The sequence below is a fragment of the Xanthomonas sp. WCS2018Noco2-27 genome (genome assembly GCF_031843525.1).
GTDB lineage: Bacteria > Pseudomonadota > Gammaproteobacteria > Xanthomonadales > Xanthomonadaceae > Xanthomonas.
Genome location: NZ_JAVTIK010000002.1, coordinates 189,164 through 209,292, shown reverse-complemented (window position 1 = coordinate 209,292; position 20,129 = coordinate 189,164). Strand labels below are relative to the sequence as shown.

Sequence of the window (20,129 nt, the reverse complement as noted above, 5' to 3'; positions counted from 1 at the left end):
CAATGACATTACGTTCTGTTGCCACTGTCGCCGCCATGCTGTGCGCGACCCTCGCCAGTCCTGTGAATGCAGCACCCACCGGTGTCGCGGCGATCCAGGCGCGTTTGACCAACCCGCAGGGCGGCATCGTGGTGGTGGCCCATCGCGGTTGCCACGCGGCCGCGCCGCAGCATGGCTTCACCGACACCGCGCCGGAGAACTCGCTGGCAGCGCTGCAACGGTGCATCGCCATCGGTGCCGATGTGATGGAAACCGACGTGCGCCGCGCCGCCGATGGCACGCTGGTGATGTTGCACGACGCCACCGTGGATCGCACCACCGATGGCACCGGCAAGCTGTCCGAGCTCACGCTGGCCGATCTACAAAAGTTGCGGTTGCGCAGCGACGAAGGCGGCGCGCAGGCAGCGCTGACCGACCAGCGCGTGGTCACGTTGGAGCAGATGCTGGCCGCCGCCAAGGGCCACATCCTGCTCAATCTGGACGTCAAGGATGCGATCTACGTGCAGGTAGTCGATGCGGTCACGCGTGCCGGCATGCAGCACCAGGTGATCGTCAAGGCCGAAGCCGGCATTGCGACCCCGCCGCTGGCGGCGATGCAGCCGTTCGACCGCGTGTATTTCTTCCCGATCCTGATCAACGCTCACGGCACGGCCGATCTGGCCGCGATCGCCACTGCACAAACCCGCAATGCGCGCCCGATGGCCTTCGAACTGCCCAAGATGGCCGCGTCGCAATTACCGGCCTTGGCGGCAGTGAGCAAGGCCCACAACGTGCGGCTGATGGTCAACTCGCTGTGGGAAGGGTTTATCGCGGGCTACGGCGGCGACGCCGATGCCGAACGCGACCCGGACAAAGTGTGGGGGCGTCTGTACCGCGATGGTGTGTCGATCATCCAGACCGATGCGCCGGAAGCGTTATTGCGCTATCGCGCCACACTCGAAAAACGCTGAGCGCACTGCATCAGTGGTTGCAGGCAAGTTTGCTGGATCACGATTAACAATGGTACGTGGGATCGCGCCCGCGATTGGCGAGAGACGCGACTACTTGCCAGTTGGTGGGGAGGGTGAGTACACGCCATCGCCTTGCTTGATACCTGCCGCTGTCAGCGATCGCGAGCAGCTGCCAGACGACAAGCACGATAGCCCGCTGTCTTGCCCTCAAACCGTTGTGGGCGTTGGTGTGTAACGGGTACAGTGAATCTCTGACAGGTGCGCTCAAGGATGTCGGCATGTCGCTCAGGTTTCGCCCTCAGCAGGTTGGCAGGCATTTCACGTGGCTGGCAGTGCTGCTGGTTGCTCTACAGATCCGCGATATCGCCAAGGCCATCGGTTGGCCGATTCCGAGGATCCCTGTGCCCTATGGCGGCGCAATCCTCGACAATGTGCTCAGCGTCATCCTCGTCGTGATCGCAGCCGCGCTGCTCTACCGCAGCACGCCTGGCGATCTGCGCGCGCGCCTGGGGCTGCGCTGGAATGGGGTGCGTGGGCCGTTGTTGACGTTGCTCGCCACGTTGCCGTGCTGGGTTGGGTTATGGACGCAGGCCAGCGCGATCCGTATCGACGATCTGCTCAGCCTGCTATGGCTGGCGTTATTGTTTCCGCTGGCCGAAGAGATCGTGTTTCGCGGGTTCGGCTTCGTGTTCGCCTGTCGCGCGCTGGCTTGGCGTCCCGCACTGGCCGCGCTGGTGCAGGCGCTGATCTTCGGTGGCGTGCATTGGCTCGGAGCCGGCGGCGGCAGCGGGGGCGAGGCACTGCTGATCTTTGCCATCACCGGGATCGGTGCACTGCTGTTTGCCATCGTCGATGCGCAGGACGGCTACACGATCTGGAGCGGCTGGGTGCTACATGCGTCGCTCAACGCAGCTTGGACTGTGTTCGCGGTGTCCGACTCTGCGGCCAGTGGTTGGCTTGGCATGGTCTTGCGCCTGTCTGCCGTGTTTCTGACGATGGCCTTGTTGCGGGTCTTCGTGACGCCGCGTGGCCCGGCCCCTCCCGTGGTCGCGGCGAACGCGCGTCGAACTTCCTAGAGCACCGATGCGCAGGAACGTCGGGCGGTATCACGTGATTCGATCTGTGCCAGTGGCCGAAACGCGTTTTGCCCTGCATGCTTGGCACGATGGATGAGCAATCGCAGGCGCAGACAGGGACAGAGCGGACGCAGCAGCGCCCGCAAGTGCCGAACCCACAGGTCCGAAACGGACGGCGCTGGCTGAGCTGGCTACGCTGGAGCACAGCGGCGGTGCTGGCCATGGTGCTGGTGCTGGACCTGGCCTTCCCGCTGCCGCTGCCCAAATCGCGCGACACCTCCACCCTGGTGGTGGCGCGCGATGGCACGCCATTGCGCGCGTTCGCCGATCGCAATGGCGTGTGGCGCTATCCGGCCAGCCCGGACACGGTGTCGCCGCTGTATCTGCAGGCCTTGCTGAACTACGAAGACCGCTGGTTCTGGCGGCATCCCGGCGTCAACCCGTGGGGTTTGTTGCGTGCCGGCGGGCAGTGGCTGGGGCAGGGACGCATCGTCTCCGGCGGTTCGACCTTGACCATGCAGGTGGCGCGCATCCTGGACCCGCATACGCGCACGCCGTGGGGCAAGGCCAAGCAGTTGCTGCGCGCGCTGCAGCTGGAAGCGCATCTGAGCAAGCGCGAGATTCTCACCCTGTATCTGGAGCGCGCGCCCTACGGCGGCACCATCGAAGGCGTGGAAGCGGCCAGTTGGGCGTATCTGGGCAAGCCGGCCACCGCGTTGTCGCAGGCCGAAGCAGCGTTGCTGGCGGTGTTGCCGCAATCGCCCAGCCGGCTGCGCCCGGACCGCCACCCGGAAGCGGCGCAGCGTGCACGCGACAAGGTGCTCGATCGCATGGTGGAGCTGGGCGTGTGGTCGCGCGCGCAGGTCGACGATGCCCGCATCGAACCGGTGGTGACGCGCGCGCTCAAACCGCCCTTGCATGCCGCGCTGCTGGCGCAGCGGTTGCATAGCGCGCAACCGCGCGCTGCACGCATCGTCACCACGCTGGATGCGGAATTGCAGCGCACCCTGGAAGAGCGCGTGGCCACGTATTTTTCGCAATTGCCCGAGCGCACTTCGGCCGCACTGCTGGTGATCGACAACGCCACGATGGAAGCGCGCGCCTATGTCGGCTCGGCCAGCTTCGGCGATCGCAAGCGGCTTGGCCATGTGGACATGGTGCAGGCCTGGCGCTCGCCCGGCTCCACGCTCAAACCGTTTTTGTACGGTATGGCGTTGGACGATGGCTTGATCCATTCGGAAAGCTTGTTGGTGGATGCGCCGCAGAGCTTCGGCGACTACCGGCCCGGCAACTTCGATGCCGCCTTCAACGGACCGGTGAGTGCCGCCACCGCGTTGCGCTTGTCATTGAATGTGCCGGCGGTGGACCTGCTTGATCGCATCGGCCCGGCACGTTTTGCCGCACGGCTGTCCAATGCCGGCATTGCGCTGCACTTCCCGCGTGGCAGCACGCCATCGCTGGCGTTGATCCTGGGCGGCACCGGCGCGCAATTGCAGGAATTGGTCGGCGCGTTCGCGGCGCTCAATCGTGGCGGTATCGCCGGGCGCGTGCGCTACACGCCGGACGATGCACGGATCGATCGACGGTTGATGTCGCCGGGCGCGGCCTGGATCGTGCGCGAGATTTTGCAGAGCAATCCGCGCCCCGGCTACGGCAGCGGCACCTTCGATACCGCCGCCCGCCCTGGGGTGGCCTGGAAGACCGGCACCAGTTACGGCTACCGCGATGCCTGGGCCATTGGCGGCACGCGGCGCTATACCGTGGGTGTGTGGGTTGGCCGCCCGGATGGCACACCGTTGCCCGGCCAATACGGTGCGGTAACCGCATTGCCGCTGATGTTCGAAGTGATCGATGCATTGCCGCGCAACGCCGGCGATAGCGCGCCGCTGCCGATACCGGCCACGGTGCAGGCCAGGGAGATTTGTTGGCCGCTCGGCGGCGCGTTGGAGCAGACGCCGCCGGCACTGTGCGCACGCCGTGCCGAGGCCTACGCACTGGATGGCGCGCTGCCGCCCACCTTTGGCGAACGCGACGCGCGGTTGTGGCAAAGCGGGCGGTTGCAGTTCGAGGTGGACGCGCACAGCGGCCAGCGCCTGTCGCAGGAGTGCACGCAGCCACATGCGCGCACGCCACGCGCATTGGCACGCTGGCCGGCACTGGTGTCGCCCTGGCTCAGCGCGGCAGAACGCACCGCCGCGCAGCTGCCGCCGTTGGCACCGGACTGCCTACCGGACGGGCGCATGACCGGCGGGGGCGTGCTGCGCATCGACGGATTGAGCGACCGCGCCACGTTGGCCCGCGCAAACGACACCGCACGCCCGGTGCGCCTGCAGTTGCGCGCGCTGGGCAGCGAGGCGCGCATCGACTGGCTGCTGGACGGTCGTTGGATTGCACAGACCAACGGACGGCAGGGATTTCAGCGCGACTTTGCGGACGTGGGAGAGCACACGCTCACCGCCATGGCCAGCGATGGCGCCTGGACGCAAGTGCGGTTTCGCGTCTTGCGTTGAGTGGTGTAGTAGCCGCTCTCGTAGGAGCGCACCCGGGCGCGATGGGGCGTTACCGGTAAGGCTTCATCGCGCCCAGGTGCGCTCCTACGCGGACCATGGTTTCTGCCACCGTTTGCACCAGGCCACAAACACAAACAAGGCGCCCGGCGGCGCCCTGTTTGTATTGCGTCTTCGGTGCTGCAGTCGCATCTGAGCAATCAGCAAGGCCGGGCAAGCCAGCACCCGCTCACCGCAATGGCCGGCGACAATGCTTCGACGTAGTTGCCGGCATACCGACGTGCACGTAGGAGCGCACCCGGGCGCGATGGGGCGTTACCGGTAAGGCTTCATCGCGCCCAGGTGCGCTCCTACGGAGACCATGGTTTCTGCCAGCGTTTGCACCAGACCACACACACAAACAAGGCGCCCAGCGGCGCCCTGTTTGTGTTGCGTCTTCGATGCTGCAGTCGCATCGGCGCCATCAGCACCGACGCAACACAGTCACTCGCCGATCCAGCCTTCCAGCATGTCGGCAAACTCATCGGCGTGCTCTTCTTCCTGGGCCAGAATGCTTTCCAGGATGCGCTTGGTGGTGGTGTCCTTGTCGCCGATGAAATCGATCATCTCGCGATAGCTGTCGATGGCGATGCGCTCGGCGATCAAGTTCTCCTTGACCATGTCGCGCAGATCGGTGCCTTCCTTGTATTCGGCATGCGAGCGCTTGGTCAGCGTGTCCGGGTTGAGGTCCGGTTCGCCGCCCAGCTGCACGATACGCTCTGCCAGTTTGTGCGCATGCGCCTGCTCCTGCTGCGCATGCTCAAGAAACTCGCCCTTGACCGCGTCGGCCAGCATGCCCTTGGCCATGAAGTAGTGGCGGTAGTAGCGCAGGGTGCACACGTACTCGGTCGCCAACGCGGTGTTGAGCAGCGCGATCACTGCCTCGCGGTCGGCGTGGTAGCTCTCGGTGATGGCGCCGTCTTCGATGCTCTGGCGTGCGCGTGCGCGCAAGGTGGCGGTATCAGTGATACCGGCGGGGATGTTGGTGGCTGGCTGATCAGACATGGCTGGCCGTTTTCCTTCTGAGTGGACGGGGGAATCGCTTTTTCAATCGGGCAGATGCTGCAGCACGTAATCGGCCGCAGACACCTTGAACTCGCCGGGTTCTTCGACAAACAAGGCCTTGACCACGCCGTCGTCGGCATACAACGCATAGCGGCGCGAACGCAGGCCCATGCCCGAACCGCTCGCATCGATTTCAAGGCCCAGTGCGCGAACCAGTTCGGCGTTGCCGTCGGGCAACAGGTGCAGACCATCGGGAACCAACTGGGCGCGGCCCCAGGCCTGCATCACGAACGGGTCGTTGACGGCGGTGCACAACACGTCGATGCCGCGTTTGCGGAACTCTTCGAAGTGCTCCACATACCCCGGCAAGTGTTTGGCCGAGCAGGTCGGCGTGAATGCGCCCGGCACTGCAAACAGCAGCACCTTGCGGCCGGCGAACAAGCGATACGTGTCGACCGCTTCGATGCCTTCGCGCATGCGCTTGAGCACTACTTCGGGAATGCTGTCACCAACGGCGATGGTCATGGGGCTGGTCTCTGTGTGGCTGAACGAAGTCTAGAAAAGGGCAGGGCAAAAGCGCGTCAACGCGCTTGAAATTCGCACGGGCACGCCTATCTGACGCACATGGCCGGCGCGGTGGTGCATGCCGCCGTCGCCGGCCCCTCACCCAACCTTTTGGAGGCTTGCAATGAACATCGTTCGTTATCCCCAGTGGCCCACGCACGCGCTGCAAAACGAGATCAAGCACGTGTTCGATCGTTTCTTCGAACAGAACAGCGATACCGACGAATCGGCCGTGGTCACCGCCCAATGGGTGCCGCGTGTGGACATCACGGAAGAGCCCAACCATTTCGTGCTGTATGCCGATCTGCCAGGCATCGACCCCAGCCAGATCGAGGTGCAGATGGACAAGGGCATCCTGTCGATCAAAGGCGAGCGCAAGAGCGAGTCCAGCACCGACACCGAGCGCTTCTCGCGCATCGAGCGCCGCTACGGCAGTTTCCATCGGCGTTTCGCGCTGCCCGACAGTGCCGATGCCGATGGCATCACCGCCGCCGGTCACAACGGCGTGCTGGAAATCCGCATTCCCAAGCGGCCGGCAGCCACCCCGCGTCGCATTCAGGTGGGCAACGGGCAGGACACCGGCGGCAGCACGGTGCAGTAAGCGCCATCGCAGCCGCCGCATGCGCGGCGGATGCCGGACAGGACTGTGGCCGGGGTGTGCATGACACCCCGGCCCGGCTCGCCAGTCGCCGCCGACCGGCATCGCGGCGTGCTGCGGGACACGTGCTGACAAGTCATGGACCTGGAGCGAAGTCACCGACTTCGCTCCCCGGCGACGGCCGCGCCGTAGAATAGGCACGGTCGCCCGCCCGGCTGCGAAGAGATCGGCCAGCAACCCTGTTGCGTGACCGCCACGCGGGCGCGGTTGGTGTCTGGAATCGGCAGGGACGGCATGTACCCACGATTCCCACCGCCGCGCCATGCATGGCCGTCCCACATGGTGTCTGCCTCTCGAACTGGCTCGTGGCCCTGGCTGCGGGCCGTTTTTTTTCCAGAGGTGAATAGATGGAATTCAAGGATTACTACGCAACGCTGGGCGTGGAGCCCAGCGCAGGCGATGCGGAGATCAAGACCGCGTATCGCCGATTGGCGCGCAAGTACCACCCCGACGTCAGCAAGGAAGCCGGCGCCGAAGACAAATTCAAGGCGATCAATGAAGCCTACGAGGCGCTGCGCGATCCGCAAAAGCGCAAGGCCTACGACCAGTTGAAGGCGCAGGGCTATCGCCCGGGCGACGAGTTCCAGGCGCCGCCCAGCCACGGGGGCGGGCAGGGCTTCGACTATGAAGAGGTGTTCGGCAACGGGGGCGCCGGTGGCGGCTTCAGCGACTTCTTCGAAAGCCTGTTCGCCGGCCAGCGCGGCGGCCGCCCGCGCGGCCCGGGTGCCGGTCCTGGCGCAGGGCCGGGGCCGCAGGCGCGTGGTGACACCCGCGCCAAGCTGGCGGTCCCGCTGGAAGCGGTGCATTCGGGCGACAGCGTCCGTATCACCATCAACGGCAAGCAGCTGGACGTGCGCGTGCCCAAGGGCGTGCAGCCCGGCCAGGTGATTCGCCTGAGCGGGCAGGGCAACGGCGGCGGCAATCTGCTGCTGGAGATCGAATACGCCGCGCATCCTCAGTTCGAGGTGGACGGGCGCAACATTCTCTACTTCCTGCAGGTCATGCCCTGGCAGGCGGCGCTGGGCACCACCATCAGCGTGCCGACCCTGGGCGGATCGGTGGAATTGAAGGTGCCCGCCGACTCGGATGCCGGCCGCAAACTGCGCCTGCGCGGCCGCGGCCTGCCGGGCACTCCCCCGGGCGATCAAATCGTGGAGCTGGAAATCCTGGCCCCGGCCCCCACCGACGACGCGCAGAAAAAGGCCTACCGCAACCTGGCCAAGGCCTTCGGCGAGACGGTGTGAGGTCCACAGGCGCCTCTCTTCGTAGAGGCGGCGCTGAGGTCCAGACGTCTCGCCCGTCGCAACGCGCGAGCCTCCCAATATGAGAAGGCGCGAAAGCCCCTCTCCTGCGGGAGAGGGGTTGGGGTGAGGGTACGGCCGCCCCGTGCCGTTGCCGGCGTCAGTCAACTTCGGCCGGGCGCCACTTCAATGGCGGACGTTGCGTCCAGCGAGCGAAGCTGGATCCAAGCGTCCCTCCAGCAGTCAGCGCCAGCAGCCTCCTTAGCCGAAGCGCGACGCATCGCCTGCACCTCGCTTCCAACCCCTCACCGCCCACCACGGCGCACAGGAGTGCGAAGGCGAGCACCGTGTGCACCGCAGCGCAGCACAGCCTTCGACCATCGCGCTATTGCCCCCAGCTACCGAAAGCGCAGCTGGCGCACTACACTCGCCGCGCACACTAGGGGAAACACATGGCACGCATTTTGATCGTCGACGACTCGCCGTCGCAGCTGCTGGGGATTCAGCGCATCGTCGAGAAGTTGGGACACGAAACCATCACCGCCACCGATGGCGCCGCCGGCGTGGAAGCGGCCAAGGAGTCGTTGCCGGATCTGGTGCTGATGGACGTGGTCATGCCCAACCTCAATGGCTTCCAGGCCACGCGCACGCTCAAGCGCGAGCCCACCACCCAGCACATCCCGGTGATCCTGGTGACCACCAAGGATCAGGACACCGACCGCATGTGGGGCATGCGCCAAGGCGCGCGCGCCTATATCACCAAGCCGTTTTCCGAAGACGAGCTGCTGGAAGTGATGGAGCGGGTGTTCAACCAGAAGGACGAACCGCCCAAGGCGTGATCGCTGACATCCGCGGCAACTGCGCCGGGAGTCGCGCGCGAGCAGGCGATGACTTCCAGCGTCATCGCCGTAGCGAATGGCAATCGCCTCACTGCGAACCGGCAATTGCCAACGGTCTGCGCGCATGCGTGCTTGCCATCGGGCGCGTCCGGTGCGGCAACGCCCGATGGGGCGGCTTCGTTGTTTCGCCGCTCCGCTGCATGGCAGCACGCAGTTCTCCGCCGCTGCCCACGATATCGATGGCAGCGCGCGACAGACCGCAGCTAATCATCGCTGCCGTGCCATCGCAGCATCGAGCCCGAAGCGCGCCTGCGCGATGGCACTCGCGACGCCTGGCTGCCGCGCGGGTCAGCGCGCCGGTTTAGTAGGCGCCGCCTAATCAGTCAGGTGGTCGATCGTCGGTCACATGCCTGCAAGCGTGACATTGCATGCGCTGTCAAAGCGCAGCGCAATACGAGCGATGCGCCACGGCAGTGCTGTCCTCGATCAACAGCCGTCCATTCCAGCACCAGCCGTCCCTCCTGGCCGATGTGCCAGTGCGCGTGAGTGCACCAACCCCGTCCTCCTACCATTGATTGGCGCGGTACAGCCGCTGTCGTCACGGTGCGTGCTGGTGCTGGTGCCGGTCACGGTCTCGAAGTGCCCATGTCGAGCGCAGGAGCGCCGAGGGCGCGTCGGCCGCGCTGGGTCGGCTCGGCCAAGCCTCCCGGTAGCGAAGCGGTCGGCTCCGCGCCTTCGATCTCGGCACCCGTTTTGCGCATTGAGGGCTCCTGCCGACCTATAACCTGGCGCCGCTACCTCGTCTCCACCCCGCCAAGAACTGCCAACCCCTTGATTCATCCCGCCGGCTAAACCGCCGATGCACCAATCAGGGCCTTTCAAAACGGCCGGTCTGCCCCATCTAGTAGAATCGGCGAATCAAACAACACGGCGGCACTGCGGGACTGGCCCGCACAGCCCCTCGATCATGGAGCGTGCATGGCCTGGAACACACCCGGCAACAAGGGCGGAGACGGCCCGGATCCCAACCGTCGCAGGTCCTGGGGCCCGCGCGGTGGTGGCAACGGTGGTGGCTGGGGCAATCTGCCCGCCCCGTTGAAGGAGCTGTTCGACGGCGGCGTGGGGCGCTGGATTCTGGTCGCGGTGGTGCTGATGGTGCTGTTCTCCAGCTTCCAGCTCATCGGCGAACAGCAGCGTGGCGTGGTGCTGCGCTTCGGCCAGTTCTCGCGCATCCTGCAGCCCGGCCCGAGCTTCAAGCTGCCCTGGCCCATCGAGTCGGTACGCAAGGTCAATGCAACCGAGATCAAGACCTTCAGCAATCAGGTCCCGGTGCTGACGCGCGACGAGAACATCGTCAACGTCTCGCTCAACGTGCAGTACCAGATCAGCGACCCGCGCAAATACCTGTTCGGCTCGCGTAATGCCGATCTGGTGCTGGAGCAGGCCGCGCAGAGTGCCGTGCGTGAGCAGGTGGGTCGGTCTGACCTCAATACCGTGCTCAACAATCGCGGCCCGCTGGCGATCGCCTCCAAGGACCGTCTGCAGATGGCGCTGGATGCCTACAACACCGGATTGGCCGTGACCGGCGTGACCCTGCCAGACGCGCGTCCGCCGGAAGAAGTGAAGCCGGCCTTCGACGAGGTCAACGGTGCCCAGCAGGTGCGCGAGCGCCTGATCAACGAAGCTCAGGCCTACGCCGCCAAGGTGGTGCCCGAGGCACGCGGCCAGGGCGCACGCACCCGTACCGGTGCCGAAGGTTACAAGGAAGCGGTGATCTCCAAGGCCGAGGGCGACGCCGACCGCTTCACCCTGCTGCAGGAGCAGTACGCCAATGCCCCCGAGGTCACGCGCAAGCGGCTGTGGCTGGAAACCGTGCAAAAGGTGTTGTCGGAGAACCGTAAGGTGATCGGCAGCGATGGTCGCCAGGTCATCTATGTGCCGCTGCCAGATGCTGGCAAGGCTGCCAACGCCGGCGGCAACGCGGGCAATGGCGGCATGCCGTCGATGGTGCCGCAGGACGTGTTGTTGAATCCGCCGCAAAGCGCCAGCAGCGAGGCCATCCGCAACCCGGAACGCGGCCCGCGCCCGACCGGCCGTGAGGGAACCGAACAATGAAAAATTCGCTAGTCATCGGCCTGATCGTCGCCGTGTTGCTGACCCTGATGGGCTCGGTGTTCGTGGTGCGCGAAGACCAGACCGCCATGGTGCTCAACCTGGGCCGCGTGGTGCGTGCCGACCTCAAGCCCGGCCTGCACTTCAAGATTCCGGTGGTGGAATCGGTGCGTGTGTTCGATCGCCGCTTCCAGGTGCTCGATACCGCCCCGGCGCGGTATTTCACCGCCGAGCAGAAAGACGTGAGCGTGGACTTCTTTGCCATCGGCTACATCTCCGATGTGCGTGCGTTCTATCGCGCCACCGGTGGTGAAGAGTCGGTGGCCAATTCGCGCCTGGCACCGATCATCACCGACTCGCTGCGCAACCAGATCAACTCGCGCACCTTGCAGCAGCTGGTCTCCGGCGACCGCAGCGAATTGATCGCCAGCCAGCTCAAGGGCATCAACGGCGCCATCAAGGGCTTAGGGATGCAGATCACCGACCTGCGCATCAAGCAAATCGACCTGCCGACCGACAGCCAGGTGATCACCGACGTCTACGAGCGCATGCGCGCCCAGCGCAAGCAGGAAGCCAGCAAGCTGCGTGCAGAAGGCGAAGAGCAGGCACTGACCATCCGTGCGCAAGCCGACCGCGAAAGCACGGTCATCAGGGCCGACGCCGAGCGCGATGCACAGAAGCTGCGTGGCGAAGGCGATGCCGACGCGGCCCGCATCTACGGCCAGGCCGGCGCAAAGGATCCTTCGTTCTACGCCTTCTACCGCAGTCTGGAGGCCTATCGCGAATCGATGGCCGACGGCAACGGCGTGATCGTGCTCGACAAGAACGACCCGTTCCTGCAGTACCTCAAGAGCGATCGTTGATCGCTCAGTGTTGAATTGCTGATCACCTTGTACCGAGGTGATCAGTGTTGAACTGAAAACGCCCGCGCAATGCGGGCGTTTTTTTGTGCCCGTCACGGCCAAACAGTTGCATGCTCGCCCAACGAGCCCGTCACGTAGGAGCGCACCCGGGCGCGACAGGCATTCCCAGCAAAGCGTCGCGCCCAAGGTGCGCTCCTACGCGTTGCGCTTATCGTGGGTGTGCGTTTCGGGGTGTTGAAGCATGCGTCAGGAGCCGCAGTTACCTGGCAAGTCTCTAGCCCAATGCCAGCCGTAGGAGCGCACCTGGGCGCGACAGGGCCTTGCCGGCATACCCAACCGACTGTCTTCAAATTTCAACCAGCCAGCTAAACGTAGATTTCCTAAAGCAAAACCAGGCAACCCCCGATATCCCCCATGCTGCGAGGCCATCAGCATTGCCGCATGACCAACGTCCACTCACCCGGGCATCGCGCGCTGCGCCGCGGCAGACAGTCTTTGCCCAACGGCGGTTACCTGTTGACCACCACGACATGGCAGCGTCGCGTTGTGTTTGCAGATTTTCTGCTCGCCGCCGCGGCCTGTCGGGCGTTCACTGCAGCAACGCCACCCGATGCCAGGCTGCTGGCCTGGGTGTTGATGCCTGATCATGTGCATTGGTTGGTGCAACTCGGCAGCGCCACATCGTTGGCCGACACCGTATCGCGCATGAAAGCGTGCGCAGCGCGTGCGGTGAACGATCAGCGTCAACATCGCGTGCCGGTCTGGAGCCGCAGCTACCACGACCACGCGTTGCGCAAAGACGCCGACCTGCACGCAGTGGCGCGTTACCTAGTCGCCAATCCACTGCGGGCCGGACTGGTTACCCGCCTCGGCGATTACCCGTTCTGGCACGCAATCTGGCTGTGAGACCGGGCAGCGTGGGGCGCATTTGGGCGCGACTCGGTTTCTGAGTAATGCCCGTCGCGCCCAGGTGCGCTCCTACGATGCAGGCCTGCCTGCCGGGTGGATTGTCTTTTGTAGATTCCCAGGGTGTCTATCGCGCCCGGGCATCCCAGATGACGAGTGAGGCTTGCTTGGTTTTTATGAGCCAGACCCAGCCGAGTAGGAGCGCATCTGGGCGCGACAGCTTTACCGGTAATGCCCATCGTGCCCGGGTGCGCTCCTACGATGCAGGCCTGCTTGGCCTACCTGCCTGGTGGATTGTCTTTTGTAGATTCCCAGGGTGTCGATCGCGCCCGGGCGTCCCAGATGACGAGTGAGGCTTGCTTGGTTTTATGAGCCAGACCCAGCCGCGTAGGAGCGCACCTGGGCGCGATAGCTTTACCGGTAATGCCCGTCGCGCCCGGGTGCGCTCCTACGCTGTAGGCCTGTTGGTTGCCGAACCGGCACACTGCAGATCCCCACGTTGTCCTGGTGTTGTTGATGCACGAATTTCTGTCAGCGTTGTGCTTGATCGCCGTCATTGAAGGCTTGCTGCTATTTGCGGCGCCCACCGCCTGGAAGCGCATGGTCGAGCAACTGTTCAGCCTGCCCACCGCCCAACTGCGCGCTATCGGCGGCGTCACCCTGGTCATGGGGGCGATCGCGCTGTGGATCGTGCGGCACTGAGCGGGCCGTCCATTCCGGCAGCGTAGGAGCGCACCTGGGCGCGACAGGCATTCCTAGCAAAGCGTCGCGCCCAGGTGCGCTCCTACGGCCCGAGGGAATTGGAGATTTTCGACGGCCAGTGTAGAGACCGGCAGCATTCGGCAGCACCCACCAACCGACGGCCAGCCGCAATCTGACCAGCCCCCGATCCGCCGCCTCGCCAGGGGTAGTGCACGTCACCCGAAACCCGGATAATGCACAAAAGCCGGCCGGGCACGCTCCAACCAGAGCACTCCGTTCGGCTTTTTCCGTGTCCGGGTTGGTCGCTGCTGCAACGCTCCCCGATGGAGCCGCGCGCAAGGTGGCGCCGCCAGCCCCGAACCGGTCCCATCCCGCGGCCCCGATGGCCGCAGCAAAACTCAGGAGTCCACCCGTCATGGGTCAGTCAGTTGTCGTGCTCGGTGCCCAGTGGGGCGATGAAGGCAAAGGCAAGATCGTCGATCTGCTTACCGAAGAGATCGGTGCGGTCGTCCGCTTCCAGGGCGGCCACAACGCCGGCCATACCCTGGTCATCAACGGCAAGAAGACCGTCTTGCATCTGATCCCGTCCGGCATCCTGCGCGATGACGCGCTGTGCCTGATCGGCAATGGTGTGGTGATCTCCCCGGCTGCGCTGATCAAGGAAATCAGTGAGCTGGAAGGCGCCGGTGTGGAGGTGCGTTCGCGCCTGAAGATTTCCCCGGCTGCCCCGCTGATCATGCCGTACCACATCGCCCTGGATCAGGCGCGCGAAAAGGCCGCCGGCGGCAAGGCCATCGGCACCACCGGTCGCGGCATCGGCCCGGCGTATGAAGACAAGGTGGCGCGTCGCGGTATCCGCATCGCCGACCTGCATTACCCGCCGCAGCTGGAAGAACTGCTGCGCACCGCGCTCGATTACCACAACTTCGTGCTGACCAAGTACCTGGGCGTGGAAGCGGTCGATTTCCAGAAGACCTACGACGAAGCGCTGGCGTTCGGCGACTACGTGCAGCCGATGAAGTACGACGTGGCCGGCATCCTGCACGACCTGCGCAAGCAGGGTAAGCGCGTGCTGTTCGAAGGCGCGCAGGGCGCGTTGCTGGACATCGACCACGGCACCTATCCGTACGTCACCAGCTCCAACACCACCGTGGGCGGCGCACTGGCCGGCACCGGTGTTGGCGCCGATGCGATCGACTACGTGCTGGGCATTGCCAAGGCCTACGCCACGCGCGTGGGTGGCGGCCCGTTCCCGACCGAACTGGACGACGAAGTGGGCCAGGGCATCCGCGACCGCGGTGCCGAGTACGGCGCCTCCACCGGCCGCCCGCGTCGTTGCGGCTGGATGGACATCGTCGCGCTCAAGCGCGCGGTGGCCATCAACGGGATCTCTGGCCTGTGCATCACCAAGCTCGACGTGCTGGACGGCATGGAAAAGCTCAAGGTCTGCATCGCGTACGAATACCGCGGCAAGCGCACCGAATACGCGCCGCTGGATGCACAAGGCTGGGAAGAGTGCACGCCGGTGTACCTGGAGTTCCCGGGTTGGAGCGAGAACACCCACGGCATCACCGTGTGGGACGAGTTGCCGCCTGCTGCACGCGCCTACCTGCGCGCGCTGGAAGAACTGGCCGGCTGCCCGATCAGCATCGTCTCCACCGGCCCGGACCGCGACCACACCATGGTGCTGCAGGACCCGTTCGCCTGATCGGCTGATGCGTCATTGAAACAAGAGAGCCCTGCGAAAGCGGGGCTTTTCTTTGTCACGCTATCGCACGTCGCCTTAGGTAGCGGAGTAATGGTGTACGTGCCGGCAGCTGATTGCAGTCCAACCCGGACCGCGACCACACCATGGTGCTGCAGGACCCGTTCGCCTGATTGGCTGATGCGTCATGGAAACAAGAAGGCCCTGCGAAAGCGGGGCTTTTCTTTGTCACGCTATCGCGCGTCGCCTTAGGCAGCGGAGTAATGGTGTACGTGCCGGCAGCCTGATTGCAGTCCAAGGCCCGCTTGCGCACGCAGTGCAGCCGATCAGGCAGGCCGACTGCGACTACGGCGGATGTGTAGCGTCGGCATCATGCCGAGTGGTGCTGGAGGTATTGGGCGCGCGACGCATCACCGCCATTACCAACTGCGCATCAGCCGCCTTGATACGAGTCGTGTTCACCGCTGGCCTGTAGCATGGCCCCGCCATCCGGTGTCCGTTCGCGCCGGCTTGCTTTGATTATCATCGGCAGCATCAACGCTTCTTTTCCACGTCTACGTTTTCGTGCTCGCAAGGCGTGGACGTGACTTTCGGCTGTGTTGGGGTATCTGCGTTGACGCGATGATTCTGCACGGACAACTTCCATCACGTTAGGAACCTCATGCGCCATATTTTGGTGACTGCAATTGCACTGGCGCTGGCCAGCACGTCCGCCGCCACCGTGGCGCATGCTGCCGCTGCTCCCGAGACGGGGGCTCCATCGACCTCGCAGGTCACTACCCAGCTGCCGCGAACCGCCAGGCCGACGCATTACGCGGTGGAGATCACCCCGCATGCCGACAAGATGACCTTCGATGGCAAGGTGCGCATCGATCTCCAGGTGCTCACCGCCACCGATGCCATCGTGTTACAGGCGGCCAATCTGCGCTTTTCCAAGGCTACGCTCGCATCAGCGGGCGGCAAGCCGGTAGCGACCAAGATCGCCACCGACGCCGATGCGCAGACCGCGCGCTTCGATACCGGCACACCGCTGGCACCGGGCAACTACGTGTTATCCATCGACTACAGCGGCATCATCAACACGCAGGCCAATGGCTTGTTTGCGCTGGATTACACCACGCCGCAGGGCCAGCGCCGCGCGCTGTTTACCCAGTTCGAAAATTCCGATGCGCGTCGCTTCATTCCGTCCTGGGATGAGCCTAATTTCAAGGCCACGTTCGACCTGACGGTGAATGCGCCGGCCAAGCAGATGGCCGTGAGCAACATGCCGGTGGCGCGTTCCAGCGCAGCGGCGGGCGGAATGAAGAAGGTCGTTTTCCAGACCACGCCCAAGATGTCCACCTACCTGCTGTTCATGAGCCTGGGCGACTTCGAGCGCGCCACGGTCAAGGCCGATAACGGCACCGAGATCGGTGTGATCGCGCAGGCCGGCAAGGTCGATCAAGCCAAGTTCGCACTGGAATCCAGCCGCGATGTGCTGCATGCGTACAACGATTACTTCGGCGTGCCGTATCCGCTGCCCAAGCTGGACAACATTGCTGCGCCCGGGCAGAGCCAGTTTTTCGGCGCGATGGAGAACTGGGGCGCGATCTTTACGTTCGAGTACGTGTTGCTGCTCGACCCGGCGGTGGCCGACATCAACAGCAAACAGGCCGTGTTCACCATCGCTGCGCATGAAATCGCCCACCAGTGGTTCGGCAATCTGGTCACCATGGCGTGGTGGGACGACCTGTGGCTCAACGAAGGTTTCGCCAACTGGATGGAATCGCGAACCACCGCGATGCTTCACCCGGAATGGGATATCGACAAGACCAGTGCGGCGTTCAAGAGCCGTGCAGCGATGCGGCGCGATGCCTATGCCACCACCCATCCGGTCGTGCAGCACGTGGACACCGTGGAGCAGGCCAGCCAGGCATTCGACGTGATCACCTACGACAAGGGCGAAGCGGTCATCGGCATGCTCGAAGACTACGTCGGCGCCGAGCAATGGCGCGCCGGCGTGCGCAGTTACATCAAGCAACATCAGTACGGCAACGCGGTGACCGATGCGTTGTGGCAGCAGGTCGATGCGATGGCACCGGGCACGCAATTCACCCAGGTCGCACACGACTTCACCACCCAGCCCGGCGTGCCGTTGATCAATGTCGCCTCCACATGTGTGGACGGGCAGACCAACCTCACCCTGCAGCAGGGCGAATACACGCTCGATCGCCCCGACAAGCAGCCGCTGCGCTGGCATGTGCCGGTCGCCGTGCGTGCCGGCAACGGCGCGCCGGTACGCGTGCTGGTGGATGGCAGCGCACAGCTGCAATTGCCCGGCTGCGATGCACCGGTGGTTGTCAACGCCGGGCAGAAAGGCTACTTCCGTACCCGCTATGCACCTGCACAGTTCAAGGCGCTCAGCACTGCATTTTCCAGCCTGCCGGTGGTGGACCAGCTTGGCTTGATGATGGATACCAGTGCGCTTGCCATGGTTGGCCTGCAACCGCAGGCAGATGCGCTGGAGTTGACCACCAAGGTGGCGGTGGGCGCTTCGCCGGACCTGTGGGAAACGGTGGCCGGCACTGTGGACAGCGTCGACGACATGCTCAAGCAATATCCGGCCACCCGTGCCGCATGGCGGTCGTATGCCACCTCGCGGCTGGCACCGCAATTCGCCACGCTGGGCTGGGACGATCGCGTTGGCGATTCGGCGCAGATCAAGCAACTGCGCACGCGGCTGATTGGCAGCCTCAGCGACATGGGCGACGCGCAGCTCATTGCCGAAGCGCGCCGCCGTTTTGCCGCCTTCCAGGCCGACCCGGCGTCGCTGTCGCCGGAGCTGCGCACCAGCGTGCTGAGCATCGTCGCGCGCAATGCCGATGCCGCCACCTGGGACGCGCTGCATGCGATGGCGAAGAAGGAAACCTCTTCGATGATCCGCGACCAGTACTATGGCCTGCTGGCGGCAACAAAGGACCAGGCCTTGGCCAAGCGTGCACTGGAGCTGGCCTTGACCGCCGAGCCAGGCGCCACCACCGGTGCCAGCATGATCGACATGGTGGCGAGCGAACATCCGGACCTGGGCTTCGACTTCGCCGTGGCGCATCGGCAGCAGGTGGATGGCCTGATCGACTCTACCTCGCGTGCCCGCTATTACCCGAGTCTGGGTTCCGGCTCGGTCGACCCGAAGATGGCTGACAAGATCAAGGCCTACGCAGACCAGTACCTGGCTCCCACCTCGCGCCGCGATGCAGAAACCGCCATCACCGGCATCCAGACCCGGATCAAGCTGCGCGCGGCATTGGTGCCGCAGATCGAGGCGTGGTTGAAGGCGCGCAAGGGCTGAGCATTGCCGGATGTGAGTTAACGAAAAAGCCCGGCAACCGCCGGGCTTTTTCGTGTCGCGTACTGGAGGTGAGTGCCTGTTTGCAGTCTGCCGATTCGCGCAAGGGCGTATGGCACTGGAGGGGCAAGCAGTTGTGCGTTTGAGCTTAGTGCGACTTTTGGAGTTGCGCGGCATGCAGCATTTGTTGAGCGTTTCAACATGACCACTTGCATCACGAAGCGACGCTGGTCGTCTACGCGCAATCCGTATTACACGGCGAAGATGCCTCGCAACGCTGCGTTATGCAAGATTGCACTCAAGCCATCCGCATTGCCGGAGCCTCACGTGAGCGGTTGTCCATCTCCTGCTGTTGGCTCTGCGGCGCTGCCTGCTGACGATCCACTGTCGCAATTTCCAGCTGCTGCAGCGATTGTCCCACCGGTGTGCGCACCGCCTCATCGGTGGGCATCGATGCACGCAGGTGTGCAGGGTCGTTCAATGCACCTTGCACCACAAACACCGTGTATCCGGCCGGGTGTTGCGCGGTCTGCGTGCTCAGCGCCACATGATCTACACGGTCCATATTGTTCTGGCGGGCCAGGTTCATGGCACTGGCCACCAGGCGTTCGCTGCTTTCGTCCGGTGTGCGCCCGGCTTGCGCGTCGATCGCGCTCACGCCAGCGCTTACCTGTTGCAGCAACGCGTAGTCGCGGTGGCCCGGGCCGATATCGGCCAGCTTGGTAGGTGCTTGCGTCCGATCGGGCACGCCATCGACCGATGCCGTGAACGGGCTGCGGGTGATGGAGCGGTGCTGATCGTCCTCATGAAATTGCGTCGCTTTCTGCTGGCGCTCCATGCGGACTTAGCGTGTATCGTTGAGTTCTGCAAGGCGCGCGGGATTGGTTTCTTCGCGCATGGAAGGATGCCCGCCACCGACGCTGACATTCATCCACTTCTGTTCTTTTTCGAAGTACATCGCATAGAAACTGTTGCTGCCGATGACGTTCGGATCGATCGCAGAACGGCCCTCCAGCATCTGGATCGCTTCGGTCGCCCCCAACTTGGCCAGGTACTGGCTACCGTCCACCAAGCCCATCTGCGCAAAGGTCTCGTAGCCGGTATTGCTGATGCGAGCGGCACCGACGTAATCGTTGTCGAGCATGTTGGACCAGATCTGTTCCAGCTTCTGGGGGCCGCTTTTTTCTAGGGCCGCTTGCAGGAGCACGCGGGGTGTCCAGCAGTTGGGGTCGAGCTCATGGTCCAGGAAGGCTTGATCGTGTGCACGCATGACGTCCTTGCCAGGAAGGTTCAGCGCCATATCCGGACGCTCTTTGTCGAACCAAGATTGCCGAAGCTCAAGATCTTTCTTGAGCAGCGTTTGTCCGAACTCTTCCCACTGGCGTTCGCTCAATTCAGCATTGGCAAAGCGCGAGCCATTATCGTGCTGTGTTTTGGCGTAATTTTGTGCGTAACTGTTAGCCACTTGCCCTGGCAAGCTGTCGTTGCGCACTACGCCTAACGCCAATGTCCCATAGCCGTCTGCGCCATCAAGCTGCGAAAGATAGTTCCAATACAGCGCTCGGTTGCCTTTATTTGCGTAGTCGGAAAGGATTTCCAAGTCTTGCTCAGTCAGTCCGCTCATCGGTTACTCCCTG

At 64.2% G+C, this 20,129-nt stretch carries 14 protein-coding genes and 1 pseudogene; 12 read left to right on the top strand and 3 right to left on the bottom strand.

Translation table 11 applies throughout. The features are described from left to right. Positions 1–2 precede the first annotated feature (2 nt). The 3 genes from RQH86_RS05925 to pbpC all read left to right on the top strand — a co-directional run bounded on the left by RQH86_RS05925 (position 3) and on the right by pbpC (position 4,536). Complete coding sequence (locus RQH86_RS05925; RefSeq protein WP_311240591.1) at positions 3–950, top strand: glycerophosphodiester phosphodiesterase family protein; 948 nt, start codon at positions 3–5, stop codon at positions 948–950. 278 nt (positions 951–1,228) lie between these two features. Further along, positions 1,229–2,026 (top strand): CPBP family glutamic-type intramembrane protease, encoded by a 798-nt coding sequence (locus tag RQH86_RS05920; RefSeq protein WP_311240590.1) that lies wholly within the window; start codon positions 1,229–1,231, stop codon positions 2,024–2,026. 89 nt (positions 2,027–2,115) lie between these two features. After that, entirely contained in the window at positions 2,116–4,536 is a 2,421-nt protein-coding gene (gene pbpC, locus RQH86_RS05915) for a penicillin-binding protein 1C (RefSeq protein WP_311240589.1), read from the top strand. Between the two features lie 480 nt (positions 4,537–5,016). Here pbpC and RQH86_RS05910 read toward each other — a convergent pair whose 3' ends face one another. Next, the gene (locus tag RQH86_RS05910) at positions 5,017–5,577 is read right to left on the bottom strand and encodes a ferritin-like domain-containing protein (RefSeq protein ID WP_055845761.1); all 561 of its coding nucleotides are present in this window, start codon (positions 5,575–5,577) and stop codon (positions 5,017–5,019) included. 42 nt (positions 5,578–5,619) lie between these two features. Continuing rightward, positions 5,620–6,102: a peroxiredoxin gene (locus tag RQH86_RS05905; protein WP_311240669.1), complete on the bottom strand. Its 483-nt coding sequence runs from the start codon at positions 6,100–6,102 to the stop codon at positions 5,620–5,622. A 163-nt stretch (positions 6,103–6,265) separates the two neighbouring features. Between RQH86_RS05905 and RQH86_RS05900 the strand changes: the two genes are divergently transcribed. The 9 genes from RQH86_RS05900 to RQH86_RS05860 all read left to right on the top strand — a co-directional run bounded on the left by RQH86_RS05900 (position 6,266) and on the right by RQH86_RS05860 (position 18,495). Next, positions 6,266–6,742 carry an Hsp20/alpha crystallin family protein gene (locus RQH86_RS05900; protein ID WP_055845757.1) on the top strand — a complete coding sequence of 159 codons (477 nt, stop codon included), beginning with the start codon at positions 6,266–6,268 and terminating at the stop codon, positions 6,740–6,742. A gap of 404 nt (positions 6,743–7,146) precedes the next feature. Further along, positions 7,147–8,043, top strand: a complete 897-nt coding sequence (locus tag RQH86_RS05895) for a DnaJ C-terminal domain-containing protein (protein ID WP_115512318.1) — start codon at positions 7,147–7,149, stop codon at positions 8,041–8,043. Between the two features lie 449 nt (positions 8,044–8,492). Continuing rightward, positions 8,493–8,879 carry a twitching motility response regulator PilH gene (pilH, locus tag RQH86_RS05890; RefSeq protein ID WP_008578169.1) on the top strand — a complete coding sequence of 129 codons (387 nt, stop codon included), beginning with the start codon at positions 8,493–8,495 and terminating at the stop codon, positions 8,877–8,879. Between the two features lie 978 nt (positions 8,880–9,857). Continuing rightward, positions 9,858–10,994, top strand: a complete 1,137-nt coding sequence (hflK, locus tag RQH86_RS05885) for an FtsH protease activity modulator HflK (RefSeq protein WP_055845750.1) — start codon at positions 9,858–9,860, stop codon at positions 10,992–10,994. Next, entirely contained in the window at positions 10,991–11,854 is an 864-nt protein-coding gene (locus RQH86_RS05880) for a protease modulator HflC (RefSeq protein WP_055845747.1), read from the top strand. The genes hflK and RQH86_RS05880 overlap by 4 nt, the downstream gene beginning before the upstream one ends. 441 nt (positions 11,855–12,295) lie before the next feature. Continuing rightward, positions 12,296–12,760 (top strand): transposase, encoded by a 465-nt coding sequence (locus RQH86_RS05875; RefSeq protein WP_311240670.1) that lies wholly within the window; start codon positions 12,296–12,298, stop codon positions 12,758–12,760. Positions 12,761–13,276: 516 nt separating this feature from the next. Then, entirely contained in the window at positions 13,277–13,462 is a 186-nt protein-coding gene (locus RQH86_RS05870) for a DUF2065 family protein (protein WP_055846303.1), read from the top strand. Positions 13,463–13,877: 415 nt separating this feature from the next. Beyond that, on the top strand, positions 13,878–15,170 hold the full coding sequence (locus tag RQH86_RS05865) for an adenylosuccinate synthase (protein WP_055845741.1): 1,293 nt from the start codon (positions 13,878–13,880) through the stop codon (positions 15,168–15,170). Between the two features lie 658 nt (positions 15,171–15,828). After that, complete coding sequence (locus RQH86_RS05860; RefSeq protein ID WP_311240231.1) at positions 15,829–18,495, top strand: M1 family metallopeptidase; 2,667 nt, start codon at positions 15,829–15,831, stop codon at positions 18,493–18,495. 295 nt (positions 18,496–18,790) lie between these two features. On the opposite strand, the pseudogene RQH86_RS05855 reads toward RQH86_RS05860, so the two are convergent. Beyond that, positions 18,791–20,116 (bottom strand): annotated as a pseudogene (locus RQH86_RS05855) (XVIPCD domain-containing protein). Positions 20,117–20,129 lie beyond the last annotated feature (13 nt).